Origin of the sequence: Comamonas sp. JUb58 (assembly GCF_004364775.1) — a bacterium.
GTDB lineage: Bacteria > Pseudomonadota > Gammaproteobacteria > Burkholderiales > Burkholderiaceae_C > Comamonas.
Genome location: NZ_SOAL01000019.1, coordinates 101,955 through 123,344 on the forward strand (window position 1 = coordinate 101,955; position 21,390 = coordinate 123,344).

Consider the following 21,390-nt stretch of genomic DNA (forward strand, 5'->3'; position numbering starts at 1 on the left):
CACCAGCCATTGACCCCCTCACCGCCATGACCGCTGCCACCACCACCCCCGTCTCGCGCGATGCACTGCTCGCCCAGCTGCGCGCCGCCGTCGGCACCGCCCACGTGCTGACGGGCGATCAGGCCACGCGCCGCTTTCGCAAAGGCCACCGCACGGGAGAAGGCCCCGTGCTGGCCGTTGTGCGCCCGGCCAGCCTGTGGGAGCAGTGGCAGGTGCTGGAGGCCGCCGTGGCCGCAGGCCGCATCGTCATCATGCAAGCGGCCAACACCGGGCTCACCGGCGGATCCACGCCCGACGGCAGCGGCTATGACCGCGAGATTGTGCTGATCAACACCTTGCGCATAACAGGAGTGCAGGTGCTGGGCGATGGCGCCCAGGTCGTCTGCCTGCCCGGCGCTACGTTAGATAAGCTGGAGCAGGTGCTGGCACCACTCGGGCGCGAGCCGCATTCGGTCATCGGCTCGTCCTGCATCGGCGCCTCGGTGCTGGGCGGCATCTGCAACAACTCCGGCGGCTCGCTGGTGCGGCGCGGCCCGGCCTATACCGAGCTAGCGCTCTACGCCCAGGTTCGGGCCGATGGCTCGCTGGCGCTGGTCAACCACCTTGGGATAGAACTGGGTGCCACGCCGCAAGAGATATTGACCCGCCTGCAAAACGGCGACTACCGCGAGGCCGATATTGCGCACGATGCGCAGCGCGCCGCATCCGACCCGCGCTACGCTGCCGCTGTGCGCGATGTGGACCAGGATTCGCCCGCGCGCTTTAACGCCGATCCATCGCGGCTGTTTGAAGCCTCCGGTTCGGCCGGCAAGCTCTGCCTGTTTGCGGTGCGGCTCGATACCTTCCCCAAGGTGCCCAGCACCGTGTTCTACATCGGCAGCAATGCGGCCGACGACTTGACCACCGTGCGCCGCCATCTGCTCACCGCCTTGCCCGAGCTGCCCATTGCCGGCGAGTACATCCACCGCACGGCCTACGACATTGGCGAGAAATATGGCAAGGACACTTTTTTGCTGATCGATCGCTTTGGCACGGCCCGCGTGCCAGCGGCCTTTGCGCTCAAAAGCCGGGTCGATGGTTTCTTTGAACGGCTGGGCCTGCGCGGCGTCAGCGACCGCATCATCCAGGCCTTTACCAACCTGCTGCCCAGCCACTTGCCCGCACGCATGCGCCAGTGGCGCGAGCGCTATGAGCACCACTTGCTGCTGCGCGTGTCGAACGACACGGCCGATGCCACGCGCGCGTTCCTCACCACGCATTTCAGCGGCAGTGCAAGCGGTGGCTGGTTTGAGTGTGATGCGCAAGAAGGCCGCAAGGCCTTTCTGCATCGCTTTGCGATTGCCGGTGCTGCCATCCGCTACCGCGAAGTGCACCGCGTCCAGGTGGAAGATATCGTTGCGCTCGATGTGGCCCTGCGCCGCAATGACCGCGACTGGGTGGAACAGCTACCGGCCGAGGTCGAGGCCGACATGGTGCACAAGCTCTACTACGGCCACTTCTTCTGCCATGTCTTCCACCAGGACTACATCGTGAAAAAGGGTGTGGATCCGCTGGCGATGGAGCACCGCATGTGGGAGTTGCTCGATGCGCGCGGGGCCGAGTACCCGGCAGAACATAACGTGGGCCATCTCTATGTGGCCAAACCTGCGCTGGCTGATTTTTATCGGAGCCTGGACCCCAGCAACAGCTTCAACCCTGGCATTGGCCATACGGCGCGGGGTAAACATTGGGAGGCCTGTTGCGAGCAGCCCAGCCCCTGGCCCAAGGACTACTCTGCTTAAGGGGCGAGACGGTTGTTGAGCAGGGTACGGGATGCTACAGGGCAGCACATAGCTCGTCCCAGAATGTCTGTGCCAGCAGCGGCGTGTCGGCGCGCTTGGCGTGCCTCATCAAGCATACCTTTCTGGCCAGCTGGGGCCGCGTGACGGGTAGGTAACACAGCTCGGGATCACAATGCGCTTGCATGTTCAAGCTGGAGATCACCCCGATCTTGAGATCGCTGTGCACCATCGCGTACATTGATTCAATGGAGGACAGGCTTTGCCTGCTGTTGACATCCATGCCTTGCTCCCGCAGTAAGCCAGCAATCGATTTATAGGTGGTGCCCCGCTGCAGCACCACCAGCTGCTGGTCTTTCAGATCAAGCCAATACAGCCTTGACCGACATGCCAATGGATGCTGCTTGGAGACGGCGATGAGGATGTCATCGGTGCTGATCAGGCGCGAATCGATATCGGGTGCTGCATTGAACTGCAGGCCAACAGCGATGTCGGTATTCCCTTGCACCAGGGACTGAAACACGGTATCACAGTGCTTGTCATCCAATTGGAAATGGACCTCGGGATAGCGCTGCTGGAACTGCGCCATGTGCGGAGCCAGCCATTGCCAAAATGACGGAATGCAATGGATGCGGATGACGTGGTTTTGATGTTGCAGGCGCTGCATCATATCTTGTATGCCCTCGTTATAGGTCGCAATCATCCAACTGACCTGGGTGCGCACAGACTCGCCTGCCGGCGTCAGGCGCACGCGCCGCATGCTGCGGTCAAACAAGGTGGCACCCAGGGTGATTTCCAGCTCCCGGATGGCGGAGGAGAAGGCTGGCTGACTCATGTCCAGCGCCTGAGCGGCCTGGGTGAAGGTGGTATGTTCGGCAGCCTCCTTGAAACAGCTCAGTTGCCGCAGCGTTGGGATGGGTGCCGATCTCTGCGGCTTAAATACATGCGTCATGGTGGATTCATTTTTTCAAATCACATTAAATTATCCAATTGTAAATTCCTATGCAAAGGACTTTTTATAAATAGGTGTGTAATTGAGCCGATGCCATCGGTGCTTGTTGTCCCTGTGCACGATGCTAGAAGGATGAACAGACACTGATTTATGGGCAGGGAACCCTGTAGCGATGGGGTATTCACCGGTTTACAGAGCGGCTGCTGCAGTGCGGTTTTGGTAGCACTGGGCCGTGCCAGGTTCCACCGCATGATGTTGTATTAACATTTGTTTTATGTATCAATATTATTTATTGATAGATATAAATTATCATTCAAGAAGGGTTTTTCCCATCGCTCCTGCGTGAACTAGCCCGGTCTCCGTCAGAGCGCAATAGCCCCTAAATGCCTGCTGATGGGCGTGGCCGATGGCAGGTGGCTGGCATGGCGCCCAGGTGCCGCTGCAGTTCGCAGGCCTAGGCCTACAGCACTTTCTTTCAACCTGTACCCGCCCGTTATTCGGTTGCCTGGCCCTTAGGTGGTTGGGGCGCTAGCGAGGCGTGATCCCCATGACGAGATCAACGATGAAGTTATCAGCTATTGATTGGAGCCAGGCGCCCGAGGAGGCGCACTGGTGGGCTATCGACGGTGATGGCCATGCCTATTGGTATTGCAGCCCGCAGATTGCTGCGGCCACCACGTTCTGGTTTTCTTCGCGCGAGCCCGCGCCCAGCTTTGGCTATGCCCGCGACTATCGCGTGTCCCTGCAAGAGCGTCCACCGCGGGTCGAAGAAGCTGCGCCAGCGCGCGATGCGGCCGCGCGTCTTCTGACGCGTTAATATTGGGCGCGGCGCTAGCATCGGCGCCGGCCCACAGCAAAAAAGCCCCATGTGAGGCTATCCTGCAGGCGATGCGCTGGCGTTGTGCGCCAGCGCATGCGGCTGTGATTTGCGGTCAGCGCTGGCGCTCAGATGATGCCCAGAAACCAGGTCGCGGTCAGCAGTGACAGCGACAAACCCCAGATCCAGAAGAACGAGTAGCGGATATGCTGGCCCATCGACAGCTTGGCCAGACCCAGCCCCATCCAGAGCGCCGGCGAGAAGGGCGAGACAAAGGTACCCACAATGCTGCCGATGATCATCGCGTAGCCGGCGGAGGCTGCTGGCACACCGGCTTGCGAGGTGATCTGTTCGACCACCGGGAACAGCGCAAAGTAATAGGCATCGGTGCTCAGCACCAGTTCCAGCGGAATGCCGATGGCGCCGATGACCAGGTGCAAATAGGGCAGCAGCATGGCGGGCAACACATCGACCAGCGCCAGCGCAATGCTGTTGAGCATGCCCGACTCTTTGAGGATGCCCAGAAAGGTGCCTGCGGCCAGGATGATGCTGGCCATCATGATGGCGCCGCCCGCGTGGGCATTGATGCGCTCGATCTGCATTTTTGGCTTGGGGTAGTTGATGACCAGGGCCACGCACAAGGCGATCATGAAGGTATAGCCTGGTGGGAACAAGCCCATCACCAAGACGGCCAAGGTCAGCACAAACACCAGCGCATTGACCCAGCGCAGCCGCGGGCGCAGCAGTTGCGCACGGGCTTCATCGGCGGCTCTAGCCGTTGCCTGCTGTATGGCCAGCTCGGTGGCGCCATGGGGTTGCAGCGCGGCGGCCAGCTGGGAGACCGAGGTGGCAGCGACCGGCTCGGCCGGTTCTGCGTGCAGCGCTTGTGCGCGGATGCGGCGCTGCTCACGCAGGCCCAAAAACACCGCCATCGCCAGCAGCAAGACCAGACCAATCGCCTGCACCACAATCAGTTCGCGCCACAGCACCACCGCATCCATCTCCAGCACGGTGGCGACCCGGCCCACCGGGCCACCCCAGGGCAGCATGTTGACCACGCCAGCGCTGGCGGCCAGCAGCAAAAACAGCAAGTAGGGGCTCATCTTCAGGCGCTGGTACAGCGGCAGCAGCGGTGGCACCACCAGCAAGAAAGTGGAGGCGCCGGCACCGTCGAGCTGGGCTACCGCCGAGATCAGCACCGTGCCTACGGCCACAGCAATCACATTGCCGCGCGTCACCCGCACCATGGTGCGGATGACCGGGTCGAACAGGCCGACATCGCTCATCACGCCAAAGAACAGAATGGCGAAGATGAACATGGTGACCACCTGCACCACGGAGCTGATGCCATGGCGGTAGAAACCGTTGATTTCTTCGGTACTGAAGCCGGCGACCAAGGCGCCGGCCAGGGGGACCAGCACCATGCTGATGACCGGAGAGACTTTCTCCGTCAGCAGCAAGGCGACGATGACAACAATAATGGCTAAACCAATCAAGGTGAGCATAGGGATGTATTTCTTATAGGGCGAGGGGAGTGGCCATGCCGATAAAGGCAAGGCCGGCGGGCGCAGAGTGCCCAACACAATCCTGGGTCGGCGCCGTCAGAGCCGGTAGGTACTTGTGGTACCGCCAGCAGCTTGGCGCCTGTGCCCTGGCGCAAACCTGGGGTTTGCCGGATCATGCTGGCCTCTCTTATCTACTGCGCGACCTTTCCGAGGGCTTGAATTTGAAAAGGTCTTTGTCTCTCACATAGCGAGCAGATTGCTTGCGGGCCTTGCGGGCCCATGTTCTTCGAGCGGTATAGCCCGACCAGTCGGCCCAAAGCTTCCACAACAGCAGCAACCCCAAGGGCGTGAGCACGGCACACCATGACCAGCTATCCATGATTTCTATCTCATAGATTTTTAGCATCGGAAGGCTGGCAGCAATGATCAGCAGGTACATGGCAAGGGAGCTGGGTAGGGGCGGAGCCTGTTCGCGTGCTGCAATTCAGGGGCTTGGCGGGGCAGGGGGTGGGGGTTGGCTGCAGGCGTGCACCCGCAAGAGCGATGAACAAGCCCTTGCCAGCACTGCGGGTGGGCACTGCCTCACACACATCCCCTGCGGATCTGGCCCATGCCTGCCTGGCCCCTTGGTGTTGTTGTATGTGGAGCCGCACAGCATAGGCATGCTTTTAGATTATAGTCATAAACTAGTTGAAAAGCAAAATAGATGATTAATTTCTATTGTCGCTGGTAACTTCGCACCGCTGAGCCACTTGCGTTTGAGCCCAGCATGCAAGCTCATGGGGTGGGACGTGCATTGATCAGGGCTATCGCGCCGATCCCCAGTAAACGCAATTTGCGTTATTTGCAACAGCGTTTTTGCTTGGCACGCAGCAGATGCGCAGCTATGGGGGCATGGCAAACCGGATACCGATGCAGTGCCAGGCAGGCACTGCAAGCGCCTGTGCTGGCGCAATACCACATCCTTTTTTGGTGGCCTCTGAGCCGCAAGCGCAACAGCATTGGCGATGCCAACCATCCAGGGCCTTGACAATAAATTGCATTTGATATATCGAGTACTTCATATCGATAGCAATTATTAATTTACAATGCCGCTGCTAAGAAGCTTGTGCTTCGTAAAACAGGGTTTACCCCTGGGTGAATAAAAAAATTCATTCAAAAAACATATAGAGATATAGAGACGTTTGATGTGCAAATTGCCATTATTCCGCTGGATTCTCCTGCGCACCTGTCTCTTTAACTCACTGGTTATAGAAGGAAAAAATGAGAAATCTAGCTAAATTCTTCAGGCTGCTGCTAGCGGCTTTGGTATTGTGCGCAGGTGGGCAGCATGCGTTGGCGCAAAAGGTGCTGATGTTGACTACCAATGTCACAGGTGCCAACGCAGAAAACCCAGATGCCATTGATGCCTACACCAATATGGAAAGCGAGTTCGCTGCCGTAGTGGGTGCTGCCAATATCACTCGCATGTCGGTGTTAGGCGATGCGAACACCATCTCTTCCGCTACCTTCACTGCCGCTCCGGGCCCTTATGACATTGCCATTGTCGCGGGCACCTACAAGGCCATCGATGACAGTAATTGGGCGGTTATCCAGAATGCGGTAGCTAACCGCTGGGCCAACTCTGTGGTCTTTTTCATGGATGGTTGTTGTGAACCGTTGAACACGGGCAACGCCGCCAAGATGGTGTCCAGATTGAATGCGGGAACGGGCTCCAGCTTCGTGCTGGGTGTCAGTCCTCCCGAAAGCAGTACGCAGTTCCCACTCAACACCAACTCTCCGTTTGCACCATCGTTCACGGGCTTGAATCCGTTCACTGGTGCTGTGATTACCTATATCAACAATGTGCCTGCCAACAATGCGCTTTATTTGGCGGCAGGCACGCCGCCCAGCAGTTTTCCTCCTGCGGGAATCACTCCAACAAATAACGTATACGGCCTTTTGATCCCTACGGTGCAGTCCAATGCGGGTCAAGGTGCATGCGTTTTTGCAGTGGTGGATGTTTCCCCTTTTATTGATGTAGCCCAATACCAATCTTGGACCGCTAATCGAGGAAAAATAGGGCCAGCTTTTGTGAATGCCGCCACCTCCGAAAATGGCGCCTGCGGCCTGCCCAAGGTCAGCAAGAGCTTTGACAAGACCAACATCACCCTGGGCGGCAACGACAACAGCACCGTGCTAACGATCGATTTGTCCAATGGCACCCCCAATGCCATCAACAACGTCAACCTGACCGACAACCTGCCCACGCCTTTGCTGGTGGGTGTGGGCACGGTGACCAACACCTGCACGGGTGGTACCTTCAGCGCTGCAGAAAACGCCGGCACCATCAGCGGTACTGGCTTCACCATCCCGGCTGGCGGCTGCAGCATCACCGTGCCCGTGGTCTGGCCCAATAGCCCTGATGGCCGCGCTGCCTGCATCAGCAACCCATCGGTGACCAATACCATCACCCCGGGCACCGACTTTGTCTCGCCTATTGGTCAGGTCAACACGCCGGCGACGGCCACGCTTGCCTGCCAGGCCGCGCAGCTGACGGTGTCCAAGCAAGTGGTCTGGCCTGCCAACGTCACACCTGTCGATTTGACCGGCACCAGCTTCCCCGTCTCGGTGGTCTGCACCGGGTCCGATGGCGTGGTCTCGCCTGCCATTGATGCGACGGTCACGCTGACCACGCCTAACAGTGGCAGTGTCTCCATGACACCGGTGATCTCCGGCGGCAGCTGCGTGGCCAGCGAGGGCACGCGCCCAGCGCCCCCGGCCAACCACCTGTGGGTGGAAGATCCGGCGCCCAGTGTCAGCGTCAACATGGCGGCACCGCCCGCAGACAATAGCGCGCAGTTGGTCAACACCTTGGCGAGGGCGAATACCGACATCACCATTAGCAAGAGCGTGGCAGGTGGCCCGGCAGCGGGCGTGAGCGGCGCGTTCAACTTCACGGCCAACTGCGGCGCCGATGGCAGCTTCAATGCGGTGGTTACCTTGAACGCCAGCAATGCCGGTGCGATTGCGATCATGAATGTGCCCCAGGGCGCGAGCTGCACGGTGAGCGAAGACCCGGCCATGCCTGCTGCGCCAGCCGGCTACGCTTGGAGTGCCAGTTTGCCCGCGCCGGTGACCCTGGTCACGGCGGCCACCGGCAACACCGCCTCCTTTGTCAACACCCTGTTAGGAACAGGGCCGCTGCAGCCTGCGGCGGTTCCCGGTCTTAAAGAGTGGGGCGTGGTGGCCCTGTCACTGCTGCTGGTGATGCTGGGTGCAAGCCAGATGCGCCGACGCCAGCGCTAACCATGCCACGCCAGCGCACAGGGCACAGCGAACCCTTTGAGCGGGCTGGTTGACGCGCAATGGTTTGACAAACCGGGGCTCTGGCCTCGGTTTTTTTGTGTCTGCTGTTTGTTTGGTTTGGTGCTTTTTAGGCGTGCTGGTTGGGTCTCGTCCCAGCGGGTGAGGTCATGGAACATCGCTTTGTTTGGCGCCTGAAACAGGCCGATGCACAGGCAAGCAAGCACCAAGGAGAAAACAAAAATCGCCCCGCGCAAAAGCCACAGGGCATTGAGGATCAGCGCCTATTTACAGAGATAAGCACACAGCTAAGCAGGCAATCAACCCAGCTTGCGGCGGGCCACGCCCAGCAGCAACAAGCCCAGCCCAGCCAACACCAGCGGATGACCCACAGGCACCGCCTTGGGCACCACCACCGCAGGCGCATTCACCTGCAAAGTAACGGTAGCCGTATCACATTGCGTCTCCTGCTCCGTGCTGCAAATCTGGTAGCTCATCGTATAGGCACCCGGCGCAGCAGCAGAAGAAACCAGCACATCCCCGCCAGGCGTCACCGTGATGCCAGCAGGCCAGGTACCCACCGCCGTCAGCGCCACATTGCTGGTGGTAGCCGGCGCGGCATCTACCGTGTCATTGGCCAGCACATTGATCGCCGTAACCGAGCCGCTGGTCGGGCGGGTGAGGGCGGGCGCCGTGTCATCGACCGCGTCGACACCAATCAGCTGCACACCGCCAATGCCCTTGAAGGCAAAGATAAAAGTGTTGGGCGTGCCATCCGTATTGGGGGTGCCCGGAGGGTTCTCGCTGGGTTTGCCCAGCGAATAGGCCTCGGCACCAAAGGTGGCCAACGCGGCCAGTGCGTCCACCTGGTTGTCGGTGGCGCCGTAGCCGATCGTGAAATCTACCTTGGCACCCGGCGCGATGGTGCCGAAGTTGAAGCGGAAATGCGCGCCATGGTCATAGGGGCCGCTGTCCACCACGTCCTGGTCGACAAACAGAATGCCGGGGTCGCTTTCCAGCGGATCAGCGGTATGGAAACCGTTGTCACTGGAGAAGACCAGCGCCGTGCTGCTGCCGCGCTGGATGGTCGTGTATTCGTTGAACTGCGTGGGGAACACATCCCAGTCCATGGCTCGGCCGTACAGGGCTTCGACCGGTGTCGAAGAGATGTTCTCGATGGTAACTTTTACTTCGTAAATATTATTGGTGCTGGACGGCGCAAACGCGTGGGTCACCCGGAATGTGCCAAAGGCATTGGCAACCGAGGTGGCCGTGCTAGCTGTGGAGGTAAAGGACTCAGACGTGATGCCGGTGGTTCCCACGCTGGAGCCGGTGAAGCCGGAGGTGTTGGTCAGCGCATCAGCAATGCCCCAGGCTTCGCAAGGGCAGCCTGGGGTCAGGCCATCCTGCCCATTGGCCAGGTAAGTAATACCCGTCAGCGGCGATATTTCTTGTGGCATCAGCGCCCCATCGGCACGTACGCCGACACGCAAAGTGCCGTTCTCGATATTCGCCTGCGCCATCACCAAGGCCGGTACGCTGACCAGCACGCCTGCCAGCAGTTGTCCTAGTTTCATTGCTCACCTCTTTAAATATTTAAATTTATGATGAGCATTTCTATCATAGCTATATTGGATATCAAAATTACTATAGTGATTCTCTCGTATTAGTAAGAGTTGATGTGAAACATGGGCTTATGAAGTTTTCTAGGTGATTTTCTTGAAAGTGTGCACTCATTCACATTTGTCAAATATTGTTAAATTATTGGCGTGATGAACCTGTCTTGATATTCGTCAATGTGTGCCGGTAAGCATTTTCCTGAAGTGCTGGATCCTTGTTTCCAGCGCAATTTAGCCACTGTGCGACAGCATTTTCGGGGGATAATAATTTATCTTTATTATTTGCTTTATGAATAACAAGACTGTTTCCTAATCAATCGTCTGAGAGGAAAGCTCAGCAGTGATGCCGCTCAATGCCTGAGACATTTGGTCTTGCGCTCTCGAAATAGCGTTTGCATTTTCACAATTAAGCAATACTTGCTTACTAATTGAATTTGATCTTTATCTCGTATTCACGCAGGCTTGACCCGCATCTGGGTGCTGGTTCTTGATTCGCCAGTCCGCCCTACCACTACTTCCATGGCGAAGTAATGGGGTGGCAGGGCGGGGTCCCAGGTGTTGGCGGATGAATTACGAGGAGATGGAATGGCTACACGGACACTTTCATGGCGCCCTGGGCTGCCACTGGCGCGTTTGAGCGCAGCCGCGGCCTTGGCCGCATGGGGCTCAACGGCCTGGGCACAGACTGCAGGCACTTGCGAGATCTCACTGACCTATGCGGCGGCCGCTGCTCCGCCTGTCGGCAGCGCCACGGCGGTGCCTGGGCTGGGCATGTTGGCGGTGGGCGCTTTGGCAATGTTGGTGGCGGGCCTGGCCTGGCGCCATCGCCACCAGGGTGGCAGCCACCGCATGATGGCCGTGGTGGGCATGGCTGCTGCTGTCAGCCTCTCGGCACTGGGCGGGGGCTCGCTGGTCAATGCGGTGCGCGCCGCCGGCCCTTATGAGTTCAGCAATGCAGCGGGTGGCACGGTGGCCGATAACACCATCGTCTATGCCGACCCGGCACCCGTGCAGACGGTGACCAACACCAGCGGCACGCGCATCCGCATCACCGCCAATGGCAATGCGGCCGATACCGGCAGCTGCGCCGTCAACAGCGAGGTGGAGCCTGGGGCCAGCTGTACCACCCAGGCCTTTGCCTGCACGCCGCCGGTCGAGCCACTGGTGATTACCAGCACGGCTGCCCCCAGCTTTGGTTGCACCAATGACACCGAGCCCCCTATCGGCGTCTATGGCATGAATTCTGACAATCCCTTTTTGAACCAAATGCTGGTCTACGCGCCGCTGGTAGCTACCGAACCCAGCTTTGACGTGGCGGGCGTGAGCACGGCCTTCAGCTACACGCGTGAGGCCACGGACGCCGAATACGACGGCAGCAATAACCTGACCAACGCCGAAGCCTTACGGACGAGCAATGCCTCGGTCGTCGCCACCGCGCCGGCAGGCTATGTGTTTGCACCGGATAACACGCCAACGCTGACCTGGAACGAGCCCATTGCCACCTGCTGGCAGGAGCTGACGATCAACTGAGGCCCGCAAGCGCACAACAAGGCGGGAGGGAGTCGCAGTGGGGCAGTTGCCGTGGCAGCTGCTGCCACTGTCTTTTTTTGCCAGTGGACTTTCGCCGTTTCAGAGATCGCGGGATGCGGCCATAGGCCACCTTGCCGCTATGCCGCTGCCGCGCTGGCCACCACGCATATCTCAATCAGCTTGGCCGGGCTGGCCAGGCGCGCTTCCAAGGTGGCGCGGGCGGGGGCATGGCCTGCGGCCACCCACTGGTCCCAGACCACATTCATCTCGGCGAAATGGCGTATGTCGGCCAGGTAGATCTGGCAACTCAGGATGCGCTCCTTGTGACTGCCATGCTCGGCCAGCAGGCGGTCGATCTTGGCGAGCACTTCTTCGGTCTGGCCGTTGATACCAGCCTCTACTTTGTCGGCCACCTGGCCGGCCAGGTACAAGGTGTTGTCGTGGCGCACGACCTGGGACATGCGGTGGTTGCCGCCAATGCGGGTGATGGTATTGGTGGTGTGGGTAGTCATCTGCTGTTCTCCTGGGTGATGGCTGAAGCGGGCACGCATAAGCGCATCAGCGCTCAATGCCGGCCTTGTATTTCTGGTATTGGATGGTGCTGACCACGGCGATGCGGCGCAGTGGCTCGGGTGGCAGCCAGCTGGGGCGTTCAAAGCCCAGCGCGTCGGCCAGTTGGGGGGATTGCTGGCCGCAGGCCATCTCGCCGAGCAGCTTGCCGAACATGCTGCCTTTGAGCATGCCGGCGCCATTGCAGCCAATGGAGATGTAGAGGCCATCGCCCACTTGGCCAAAGTAGAGCGCCCCGTTGCGGGTGAGGGCCGTGACCCCGCCCCAGAGCAGCGGCAGCGCATGCGAGCGCATCTGCGGATAGCGCATCTGGTAGCAGCCCTGCAGGGCCTTGCGCACCTCGGCGAGCGGCTCTTCGCTGTCGTACGAGTAGGAGCTGCGCACCATAAAGCGGCCACCCGCGACCTTGCGCAAGGTGGTGCCCAGGCGGTTGGCGGGGATCACGCCCCATTCCGGCTCGGGGCCTAGTTTTTGCAGCTCTTCCTCGTCCAGTTGCTCGGTCAGGCCCGCATAGGTGTAGATGGTGAACACGCGATCGCGTGCAAAGCCGAGCTTGCGGGCAAAGCCGTTGTTGGCGATGACGATGCGCGGAGCGGTCAGCTCGGCCGTGGCGGTGCGCACGGTGTGGGGCTTGCCCTCCTGCAGCGACAGTACCGGCTCGCCCTCCCAGAGCTGCACATTGGCGGGCAGGCTGTCGGCCAGGCCGCGCACCAGGGCGGCGGGCTGCACAAAGACGTTGTTGTCCGAGTGATAGCCGTAGTGGTAGTGCGTGGTGCCCAGGCGCTGCTGCAAGGCATCGCGCCCCAGCTCGGTATAGGCCACGCCCCATTCTTGGTACTGCTGGAGCGTGCTTTTGAGGCGGGCTGCGCCATCGGGTGTGGCGGCGGCGTGGTACTTGCCGACAGGGTTCCAGCCGCAGTCGATCTGGTGCTGGTCGATCAGGGATTTGAGCCAGACCAAGCCGGTGTTGTAGAGCGCAATCTGCTTGCGCGCCACCTCGATGGGGCTGCCGTGGCCGGACATGCCGGTGTTGTGCGGCAGGTTGATCAAAAAGCCCGAGTTGCGGCCCGAGGAGCCATCGCCCACGGTGCTGGCATCCATCAGCAGCACGCGTGCTTGCGGCTCCAGCTCGGCAATGCGCCGGGCGGCGGCCAGGCCGGTGACGCCGGCGCCGATGACGATGGCATCAAAGTGCCGCTCGCTGGGCGCCTGGGTATGGGCCTGCCTTTTTGGGAGCAAGGTATTCCAGCCCGAACTCGCTTGGTAGCTCGGGAAAGTAGGTTGCTTGGACATGGGGTGGTGGTGGTTAGTGGCTGGTGGCCTGCAGGCTGCGCATGACTTCGGACTGCACGGTGTCCCAGATCTGGCCCTTGAGTTCGTTGTAGCGCGGGGAGAGTTGCACCTGCGCATTGCGCGGCATGGGCAGGTCGTTGCGGATGTCGGTCACCACGCGGCCGGGCCGCGCGCTCATGATGAGCATGCGGGTGGACAGCAGCAGCGCCTCGTCGATGGAGTGGGTGATGAAGATGATGGTCTTCTTGCTCTTTTCATAGATCTGCAGCAACTCGTCCTGCAGCACCTGGCGGGTCATCGCATCGAGCGCGGCAAAGGGTTCGTCGAGCAGGATCACATCCGGATCATTGGCGAGCACGCGGGCGATGGAGACGCGCTGGCGCATGCCGCCCGACAAGGCATTGGGGTACTTGTCCTCAAAGCCCTTGAGGCCGACCATCTCGATAAAGCGGCGCGCCACCTGCAGGCGCTCGGCTTTGGCAATGCCCTTCATCTTCAGGCCGAAGGCGACGTTGTCGATCACCGTGAGCCAGGGGAAAAGCGCGTACTGCTGGAACACCATGCCGCAGTGCGGATCGACCTTGTTGACCTCGCGGCCGTTGACGACGATGCGCCCGGCGGTGGGTTTGTCAAACCCGGTGACGAGGTTGAGCAGGGTGGATTTGCCGCAGCCCGAGGCGCCCAGCAGCACGACGAACTCGCCTTTTTCAATCTCCAGATCGACGCGCTCGAGCGCCTTGAAATCACCGTAGTGCTTGGCAATGCCTTGCACCGAAATCATGGAGCCTTTGTGTTGCTCGTTCATTGTTTCCACCTCAGTACCCAGTTTTCGATTTGACGGAAGACGAAGTCGGTGATCAGCACCGTGGTGCTGATGAGCACCATGCCCAGCACGACCACTTCGGTCTGGAAGAACTCCTTGCCATTCATGATGAGAAAGCCCAGGCCTTCGCGGGCGGCGACCAGCTCGGCGGCGATCACACAGGTCCAGGCCAGGCCCAGGATGACCTTGAAGCCGCTCAGGATCTGCGACAGGCTGCCGGGCAGGATCACTTCCTTCATCACCTGCCAGCGGTTGGCGCCCAGGTTTTGCGCGGCGCGCACCAGGAGCGGATCGACATTGCGCGTGGCCTCGATCACATAGACCATTGCCGGCGCAAAGCAGCCCATGAAGACGATGCTGTACTTCTGCGTCTCGGTGATACCGAACCACAGCAGGGAGAGCGGAATCCAGCTCATCGACGGCAGCGGCCGCAGAAAGGACAGGATGGGATCAAAGGCCGCCCGGGCAAAGGACGAGGTGCCCAGGAAGATGCCCAGCGGGATGGCCACGGCGGTGGCCGCCAAAAAGCCGATCATCACCCGGCGTGCGGACGCTAGGATATGGGGCCAGAAAGTGCCGTCGCCCAGCATGGCGGCGGCCTTGCCCAGCGCGGCACTGGGCGGGGGCAGAAAGATGGGATCGACCAGGCCGGCGCGGCACACAGCCTCCCAGAGGGCGATGAAGAACAGCACCGAGGCCGCACTGGTGGCGGCCAGTGCCATGCGGGATGGGGATTTGGATATCACGTTGCGCGCTCCGGCCTTCAGACAAAGGAGGCATCGATCCAGTCTTTGACGACCGGGGCCTTGTCGATCTGCTTGTGCTTGACCAGCATCTCGGCCAGCTTTTGCAGGCCTTGTACAAACTCGCCGGTGAGCAGCTCTTTTTGCTGGGCTTGCGGGTACCAGTCGGAGCCGGTGACGGCGGACATCTGCTCCTTCATGTTGAGGCCGGTGAACTTGAGCAGCGCCTGCGAGGCTTTCTCGGGCTGCTCGCGCAGCAGATCGCTGGCCTTGAAGTAGGCCGACAGGTAGCGCTTGACCAGCTCGCGGTTTTGCGCGGCGAACTCGCGGCGCACCAGCAGCACATCGGGGCCGGGCGTGACCTTGAAGGACTTGTAGAGGCTGAACTGCGAGTCATCGGCCAGCAGCTTGACGCCGGGCTCGCGCAGGATGTTGTCAAAGTGCGGGGTCCAGGCAGCGGCCGCATCGATCTGGCCGGTCTTGATGGCGCCTTGCAGCTCCGGGCCAGGGATGTTGAGCACATCGGCCTCGCCGGGTTTGATGCCCGCCTGCTCCAGCACATCGAGCACCAGCAGATGGGTGCTGGATGCGAAGGTCACGCCAATCTTCTTTCCTTTGAGATCTGCCACGGTCTCGATGCCTTTGCGGGCGACCAGGCCTTCGACCCGGCCAAAGTTTTCCGGGATCGCAATGATCGCGAACTGCTTGGCACCGCGCGACATCAGCGCCAGTGCCGAGACAATGCCGGCGCAGCCGATATCGACACCGCCGGACATGAAGGCACTCATGCGGGCCGATGAGGTGGCGAAGGACTGCCAGTCCTGGTTGATGCCTACCTCCTTCAAATAGCCCTCGGCCATCGCGAGGTGGGCGGGGTAGTGGCCCAGCCAGGGCGAGCCTCCGTATTTAAGGGTTTGCTCGGCCGCAAAGCTGGGCAGCGACAGCGCACCGGCAAATGAGGCAGCGGCGCTTTTCTGGATAAAGGAACGGCGGTTGAGGGTCATGTTGTCTCCTTGGATTTACTGTTTTTAAAGAGCTGGCCAATCGCTGGACAAGACACTCCCCTGGCGCGGATGCGGCGGCATCCCAGCCATGGAAAGCAGCTTGTGCAAGGACTGGCTAGCTCAGCGAGATCCCGCTTCTGAGCCAGGGGATCAGTTGGCGTACATCGGGAAAGATGTCGTTCTCCATGACGCTTCTGCTCACTTGGAAGCAGTTCTCGGCCATGTCCACATACTCCCCCTCGCGGGAGAGCTGGTAGATGGTGCGGTGCAGGCTGGCGCCGGGCAGCGGAATGGCAGTGATCTGCCCGCTGTAGGTGCGGCCCTGCAGCAGGCAGATGGGCGTCGTGACCGTCCAGCCCAGGTCGGCGGCAACCATGGCCATGACCACGTCGGAGGTGTCGATCTCCAGATACGGGCGCGGGCTGAAGCCCTGGCGGCGCAGGTGGCGCTCGATCAAGGCACCAAAGTGGGAGCGGGCGCTGAAGCGGATCAGCGGCATCTTCTCGATCAGGGTGGTGAGGTCGGCGTTCTTGAACTCTTTCTCGCGCACCTTGGGAATCACCGCGATAAAAGGCTCGGAGAAGATGGAGCGGCGCACGATGTGGTCGATGTCATCGAGCGTGTCGGTCGTGACGATCAGGTCGAGCTGGCGCTTCATCAGCGCGGTGGCATGGCTGTTGGCCAGGCCCGACCAGAGCAGCAACTGGCTGGCCGATTCGGTGACCTTCTTGACGATGGCCGGCCCTGCGGTGGCGGCAAAGGAGTCGATCATGCCGACGCGGATGGCCGGGCGGCTGGCCAGATCGGCATCGCGCACATGCACCACCAGGCGCTCCATGTCCTCGACAATCTGCCCGGCCCGGCGGCTGAGCGCAATGCCTGCCGGTGTGAGTTTGAAGGGCCGCTGCGAGCGGTCAAACACCTGCGTCTCCAGGATCGCCTCGATCTGCGTGATCGTCTGCGAGACCGCCGATTGCGTGACACCCAGCGCTGCCGCGCCCTTGGACAGGCTGCCCGAAGACGCCACGGCCTCGAAAATCTTCAAGGCGCGGACATCGAGACCCGAGGTTGTCTTCATGTCGTCTCCGTGATGGATCCACTGCAGCAGCTGAGGCGTTTTGCGGTGGATTTTTAAGTATTAGTATTTCTACAAATACTAGCCATTAAGCGGATATTTTGATAACAACTTAATTAAAACTAATACTCAGGATCAGTTTCGCTTGGGTGGGGCATCTTCAGTCGTCGACAAAAAAGCCTCCAAGGCCGCAACATGCTGGCGGCCTTGGAGGCTGTAGTCGGGGTGAAGCCGGTGTGTTTAGGCCTGCTGGCGCGTTGCAGCCAGCACGATTTCGCGAATGCAGACACCGTCCGGCTGCGCATAGGCGTAGTGGATGGCGTTGGCCACATCCTGGGCCGACAGCACCTTGCTGCCCATGGAGGTTTTCCAATCCTCGTAGCCAGCCTTGATGCTGTCATCGGTGGTGTGGCCGAGCAGCTCGGTCTCGACCGCGCCGGGGGCGATGGTGGTCACGCGCACATTGTGGGCAGCCAGTTCCTCGCGCAGGTTCTCCGTCAGGCCATGCACGGCGAACTTGGTGCCGACATAGGCGACATGGTTGGGAAAGGTCTTGCGGCCGGCCACCGAGCTCACATTGATGATGTTGCCGCGCTGGCGCTGCACCATGCCAGCGGCAACGGCATGCACGCCGTTCAAGACACCTTTGACATTCACATCCAGCATGCGGTCCCACTGGTCCGGGTCCTGGCGGGTGATCTCGCCCAGCAGCATGACGCCGGCATTGTTGACGATGGCATCGGCCGGGCCAAAGCGGGCTTCGCCTTGTTGCACGGCGGCCGCCAGTGCGGCGCGGTCGGTCACATCGACGGAGAGGGCCAGGGTGTCGGGCAGGTTCAGGGCTTGCATGTTTTCCAGCCGGCGGGCCAGCAGCAGCAGCGGGTGGCCCAGCGACGAAAACAGCTGGGCGGTAGCCAGGCCAATGCCCGAGCTGGCACCGGTGATGACGATCAGGGGTTTGCGGTTTTGCATAATCTGGGAACCTTCTAAAGAAATAGATTTTTCTGATGAATCAGTACAGAATCTAGTGTAGATCGAGCGTATGTTGTTTGAAAAATGGTTTATTCTTCTGTCACTCATACGTTTTGCTTATGACTTGCCATGGATTACCGCCAGTTCCGCGCCTTTGTCGCCGTGTTTGAAGAGCGCAATATCACCGCTGCAGCGCAGCGCCTGCACCTGAGCCAGCCGGCGCTGTCAGGCAGCATCCGCCTGCTGGAAGAGGCCCTGGGCACGGCCTTGTTTGTGCGCAAGGCGCGTGGTGTGGAAGTGACGGACGATGCCCGCGCGCTCTACCCACAACTGCGCCGCATGGTGGCCGAGGCCGATGGCCTGGCCCAGCGCTTTCGCAAACGCGACGAGCGCGAGCGCCTGACCATTGGCGTGGAGGAGGATGTGGCCCGCAGCACCTTGCAGCACTTGGCCGCTACCGCCCGCGCCTGCATGCCCGGCCTGCAGCTGCATCTGCTGGCGCAATGCGAGGGCGATGCGCGCCTGGCCAGCGAAGAGTTGCGCTGCGAGGACGAGCTGTTCCTGCCACTGCTGAGCGAGCGCTATGTGCTGGCCCTGCCCGCCCAAGCGCTGTCACCAGACAACGCAGCAGACACCCCGCAAGACACCGCTACCGACTGGATCGTCTGCCCCACCCACGCCAGCCACCAACGCCTGATGCCTATCTACGGCAGCCGTGCCGATTCGCCCGCCGCGCTGGCCAGCAATTTCTCGCTGGCGCTGGACCTGGTGGCGGCGGGTGTGGGCCGGGCGATAGTGCCTGAATCCCTGGCGCAAGAAATGCCGGGCGTGCAGACCCAGCCGCTGGAGGTGGAGCTGAAACGCCGCATTGGGCTTTGCTACAACGTGCAGGCTTTAGATAATGGGGCGCTGGTGCGCTTGCGGGATGGGGTGTTGGGGACGGGTGCGAAGTCCTCGTTCTAAGCTATTCGCTGCTGCGAGGGAAAGAGCCGCGTTGACGGAGTGCTTGAGCGCTGATCATCTTCAGGGCTTTATGAGGCGATGGTCCTGCAATCTATGCAATAGTGCAGGGCGTCGCGGCTTTTCCATTATTGGGGAAGCACGTAATGTAGCCAAGGCCGCCCATCATGCACAGATTCATTTCAATTTTCTTCCCCTTGCTCGCCGTTTTGCTTGGCTTATGCACCTGCTTTTTTATAAGATTTATAGCTTCCTTGCCAGCTCTGAATATATTCAAGGCATTCGGTATTGGAATGGTGCTGGCCTTGATCGAGGTGCAATGGCTTAGACGGGTTGATGAGGATAAGCTAAAGTATTTTCTGCTGGACGGCGCAATTTTCCCGTTCTTTTCTTTAGGAATTGCTGCTGGTTTCTTAATATAATTAATGACGGTAGTAGCTATTTGGATTAAAAAGCACAAAAGCACAAAAAGCTCAGGAGGCAGTATGAGAGGTAGGTGCGAAAATTGCGGAGAATTCCTGTTTTGGAAAGCGATTTTTAGCGCTATAAAAAACTGTTGCAGTTGTGGGGCGTTTTTGAAGAAATCAAAGCTCGATACTTGTCTTTATTTGCTTCCTGCCTCTGTATTCCCCGTTAAGATTTGGCTCGCGGATCCTTTGCTGTCTGATGTTTTTATCAAAAATGTAGCCTTGACCGTATATCTGCTTGTTTCCTTTATTCTTGTTTTGTTGTTCAGATGGTGGCTCGGGTATCAGGTGCAAAATTAAGATTTAGCCTGCACCAGGTTTGATGCTAAGGGGTACTAATGAAAAAATTCCTGCTTATATCCCCAATATTGATTTTGTTCGTAGTGCAGGGGCTTGAGCATAAATACTATGGCTCAGCATTATTCTCATTTTTAGCGTCTGTAGCTTGTGTGGCTAATCTGACATCCGTTGCAAAAGCTGCAAATGAAAATAGAGGCAAGATCGTTGCTGCATTGGTATTGATGTCGCTGGCCTTGTTCTACTTTCGTTTGTGATGGTTCTGTTTGTTGAGGGTAGTTGCGTTGAAAATGCAAGTCAAGAAATGGTTAATTTTCGTGGTCTGGGTGATAATTTGTATTCCCGGGGTAATGCATTTGATGCAGTATTTTTCATCGTGAAGTGATGTTCCGATCTTCAGCGGAAAAGCTACGTGAGTTTGATTTTTAATGAATCGCCCAGCCATGGTAAGTAACTATCCATTGATAAAAATAAATTTAAACCAAAGGTGTGTTGGCCACATTGCCTTGCCTGGGATCGTGGTGCACCATTCCGACCTTATGGGCATCGCAGGATTTTTTAGAAAGATATCAGCCACGCAACAGGAATACCGTTTTCTGAGATTCCCAGCAGATGCTGGTGGCGATGCACGTTATTTGTGCATTCAATCTTGGCGAAGTGATGATATGGGTCAGGCATTCTCCGATATCCGGATGAAGGCGTTTTATGCCACAACGCCTTTTGCAGGATTCTCATCGGATCTTGTCTTTGGCCCTCGCTCAGAAGACCCCTTTTTGTACTTGCCTGTTTTGGGTATTTTCGAAGAGGGCTGGCCTATCTCTATGGCCAAGAACGGAGGCCATCGAACGATTATACGGGCTCGTAAAGGTATGGCATATATGGCGGCGCCGCGTCATATTTTTTATATGATGGCACTAATCTTGGCAGAATTTGCCAAGCGGGATGATATGCAAACATTGCGCTTTGAGCAATCTGCAGCGGGCGGTGGTGTTGGAATGCCCAGCTATGAGCTGGAATTCCAGAAAGCAATATAGCGCTGCTTTTATATCCAGTTATGCAGGCGGTCCTTTACTAAGACTCCGATGCCTAGCTGTCGCATCCCGGACGATCATAGGGTCGTTTATTGAACAGTTCGGGATCAGTTTGGTGCCACTGCTTCATAGCTTGGATGGGCGTTTTGCTTTGCAGCGCTGATTGCGGCAATTGGTGGTTGTATAGGGCCACGTAACGCATCAGCGTTTGTTCTAAATCCTCGGCGCTGTTAAAGCGATGGGTTTTGAGGACATCTGCGATGCGGCCGTTGAAGCGTTCAACCATGCCGTTGGTTCTGGGTGTCCGGGGCCGGGTGAGGCGATGCTCGATACCCAGTTGTTCGCACAGCAAGTCCAGCTCATGGCTGCCGCTGGGCGCTCTTGCATGACTGGCAAACAAGCGATCAGTGAACTCTTTGCCGTTGTCAGTCAGCAGCTTGGTTATCTTGATCGGACAGGCTTTGTGCAAGGCCCTCAAGAATGCCTTGGCGCCCGCTGCCGTTTTGGCAGGCTTGATCTGCACAAACACCCAGCGCGTGGCCCTGTCGATGGCCACGAACAAATAGCGGCGCTTGGTTTCGTCCTGCATCTGGGGCAAGTACTTCACATCCATGTGCAAATAGCCGGGGACATAGCTCTTAAAAGCCTTATGCGCCTCTTTGGGCTCGG

At 59.1% G+C, this 21,390-nt stretch carries 20 protein-coding genes; 8 read left to right on the forward strand and 12 right to left on the reverse strand.

What is annotated here, in order from left to right; translation table 11 throughout:
• The first annotated feature begins 26 nt into the window (after window positions 1-26).
• Window positions 27-1,781: a D-lactate dehydrogenase gene (dld, locus tag EDF71_RS19390; RefSeq protein WP_133858197.1), complete on the forward strand. Its 1,755-nt coding sequence runs from the start codon at window positions 27-29 to the stop codon at window positions 1,779-1,781.
• Between the two features lie 34 nt (window positions 1,782-1,815).
• Here the strand turns inward: dld and EDF71_RS19395 are convergent, their stop codons facing one another.
• Window positions 1,816-2,730: a LysR family transcriptional regulator gene (locus tag EDF71_RS19395; protein WP_133858198.1), complete on the reverse strand. Its 915-nt coding sequence runs from the start codon at window positions 2,728-2,730 to the stop codon at window positions 1,816-1,818.
• Between the two features lie 562 nt (window positions 2,731-3,292).
• On the opposite strand from EDF71_RS19395, the gene EDF71_RS19400 reads away from it, so the two are divergent.
• Window positions 3,293-3,547, forward strand: coding sequence for a hypothetical protein (locus EDF71_RS19400; RefSeq protein ID WP_133858199.1), 255 nt, complete (start codon window positions 3,293-3,295; stop codon window positions 3,545-3,547).
• A 128-nt stretch (window positions 3,548-3,675) separates the two neighbouring features.
• On the opposite strand, the gene EDF71_RS19405 is transcribed toward EDF71_RS19400, so the two are convergent.
• Both EDF71_RS19405 and EDF71_RS19410 read right to left on the reverse strand, forming a co-directional pair.
• A complete protein-coding gene (locus tag EDF71_RS19405; protein ID WP_133858200.1) occupies window positions 3,676-5,052 on the reverse strand; it encodes a citrate:proton symporter in 1,377 nt (458 codons plus the stop codon).
• A 187-nt stretch (window positions 5,053-5,239) separates the two neighbouring features.
• A complete protein-coding gene (locus EDF71_RS19410; RefSeq protein ID WP_133858201.1) occupies window positions 5,240-5,491 on the reverse strand; it encodes a TIGR04438 family Trp-rich protein in 252 nt (83 codons plus the stop codon).
• Window positions 5,492-7,125: 1,634 nt separating this feature from the next.
• Between EDF71_RS19410 and EDF71_RS25110 the strand changes: the two genes are divergently transcribed.
• On the forward strand, window positions 7,126-8,340 hold the full coding sequence (locus EDF71_RS25110; protein WP_166656589.1) for an IPTL-CTERM sorting domain-containing protein: 1,215 nt from the start codon (window positions 7,126-7,128) through the stop codon (window positions 8,338-8,340).
• Window positions 8,341-8,657: 317 nt separating this feature from the next.
• On the opposite strand, the gene EDF71_RS19420 is transcribed toward EDF71_RS25110, so the two are convergent.
• A complete protein-coding gene (locus tag EDF71_RS19420) occupies window positions 8,658-9,914 on the reverse strand; it encodes a hypothetical protein (RefSeq protein WP_133858203.1) in 1,257 nt (418 codons plus the stop codon).
• A 627-nt stretch (window positions 9,915-10,541) separates the two neighbouring features.
• Here EDF71_RS19420 and EDF71_RS19425 point away from each other — a divergent pair.
• Window positions 10,542-11,486: a midcut-by-XrtH protein gene (locus tag EDF71_RS19425; RefSeq protein ID WP_133858204.1), complete on the forward strand. Its 945-nt coding sequence runs from the start codon at window positions 10,542-10,544 to the stop codon at window positions 11,484-11,486.
• A gap of 137 nt (window positions 11,487-11,623) precedes the next feature.
• Here the strand turns inward: EDF71_RS19425 and EDF71_RS19430 are convergent, their stop codons facing one another.
• The 7 genes from EDF71_RS19430 to EDF71_RS19460 all read right to left on the reverse strand — a co-directional run bounded on the left by EDF71_RS19430 (window position 11,624) and on the right by EDF71_RS19460 (window position 17,966).
• A complete protein-coding gene (locus tag EDF71_RS19430; protein ID WP_133858205.1) occupies window positions 11,624-11,998 on the reverse strand; it encodes a RidA family protein in 375 nt (124 codons plus the stop codon).
• 46 nt (window positions 11,999-12,044) lie between these two features.
• Entirely contained in the window at window positions 12,045-13,349 is a 1,305-nt protein-coding gene (locus tag EDF71_RS19435) for an FAD-binding oxidoreductase (RefSeq protein WP_133858206.1), read from the reverse strand.
• 13 nt (window positions 13,350-13,362) lie between these two features.
• Complete coding sequence (locus tag EDF71_RS19440; RefSeq protein ID WP_133858221.1) at window positions 13,363-14,130, reverse strand: ABC transporter ATP-binding protein; 768 nt, start codon at window positions 14,128-14,130, stop codon at window positions 13,363-13,365.
• A gap of 20 nt (window positions 14,131-14,150) precedes the next feature.
• Window positions 14,151-14,894, reverse strand: coding sequence for an ABC transporter permease (locus EDF71_RS19445; protein WP_133858222.1), 744 nt, complete (start codon window positions 14,892-14,894; stop codon window positions 14,151-14,153).
• 41 nt (window positions 14,895-14,935) lie between these two features.
• Window positions 14,936-15,919 carry an ABC transporter substrate-binding protein gene (locus EDF71_RS19450; protein ID WP_133858207.1) on the reverse strand — a complete coding sequence of 328 codons (984 nt, stop codon included), beginning with the start codon at window positions 15,917-15,919 and terminating at the stop codon, window positions 14,936-14,938.
• A gap of 115 nt (window positions 15,920-16,034) precedes the next feature.
• The gene (locus EDF71_RS19455) at window positions 16,035-16,997 is read right to left on the reverse strand and encodes a LysR family transcriptional regulator (protein ID WP_133858208.1); all 963 of its coding nucleotides are present in this window, start codon (window positions 16,995-16,997) and stop codon (window positions 16,035-16,037) included.
• Between the two features lie 237 nt (window positions 16,998-17,234).
• Window positions 17,235-17,966, reverse strand: a complete 732-nt coding sequence (locus tag EDF71_RS19460; protein ID WP_133858209.1) for an SDR family oxidoreductase — start codon at window positions 17,964-17,966, stop codon at window positions 17,235-17,237.
• Between the two features lie 129 nt (window positions 17,967-18,095).
• Between EDF71_RS19460 and EDF71_RS19465 the strand changes: the two genes are divergently transcribed.
• The 4 genes from EDF71_RS19465 to EDF71_RS19480 all read left to right on the forward strand — a co-directional run bounded on the left by EDF71_RS19465 (window position 18,096) and on the right by EDF71_RS19480 (window position 20,724).
• On the forward strand, window positions 18,096-18,929 hold the full coding sequence (locus tag EDF71_RS19465; RefSeq protein ID WP_133858210.1) for a LysR family transcriptional regulator: 834 nt from the start codon (window positions 18,096-18,098) through the stop codon (window positions 18,927-18,929).
• A 164-nt stretch (window positions 18,930-19,093) separates the two neighbouring features.
• Window positions 19,094-19,348, forward strand: coding sequence for a hypothetical protein (locus EDF71_RS19470; RefSeq protein WP_133858211.1), 255 nt, complete (start codon window positions 19,094-19,096; stop codon window positions 19,346-19,348).
• Between the two features lie 383 nt (window positions 19,349-19,731).
• Window positions 19,732-19,947, forward strand: coding sequence for a hypothetical protein (locus EDF71_RS19475; protein ID WP_133858212.1), 216 nt, complete (start codon window positions 19,732-19,734; stop codon window positions 19,945-19,947).
• 171 nt (window positions 19,948-20,118) lie between these two features.
• Window positions 20,119-20,724: a hypothetical protein gene (locus tag EDF71_RS19480; protein WP_133858213.1), complete on the forward strand. Its 606-nt coding sequence runs from the start codon at window positions 20,119-20,121 to the stop codon at window positions 20,722-20,724.
• 52 nt (window positions 20,725-20,776) lie between these two features.
• Here EDF71_RS19480 and EDF71_RS19485 read toward each other — a convergent pair.
• The coding region (locus EDF71_RS19485; RefSeq protein WP_133858214.1) for a DDE-type integrase/transposase/recombinase at window positions 20,777-21,390 on the reverse strand (614 nt) is incomplete at its 5' end.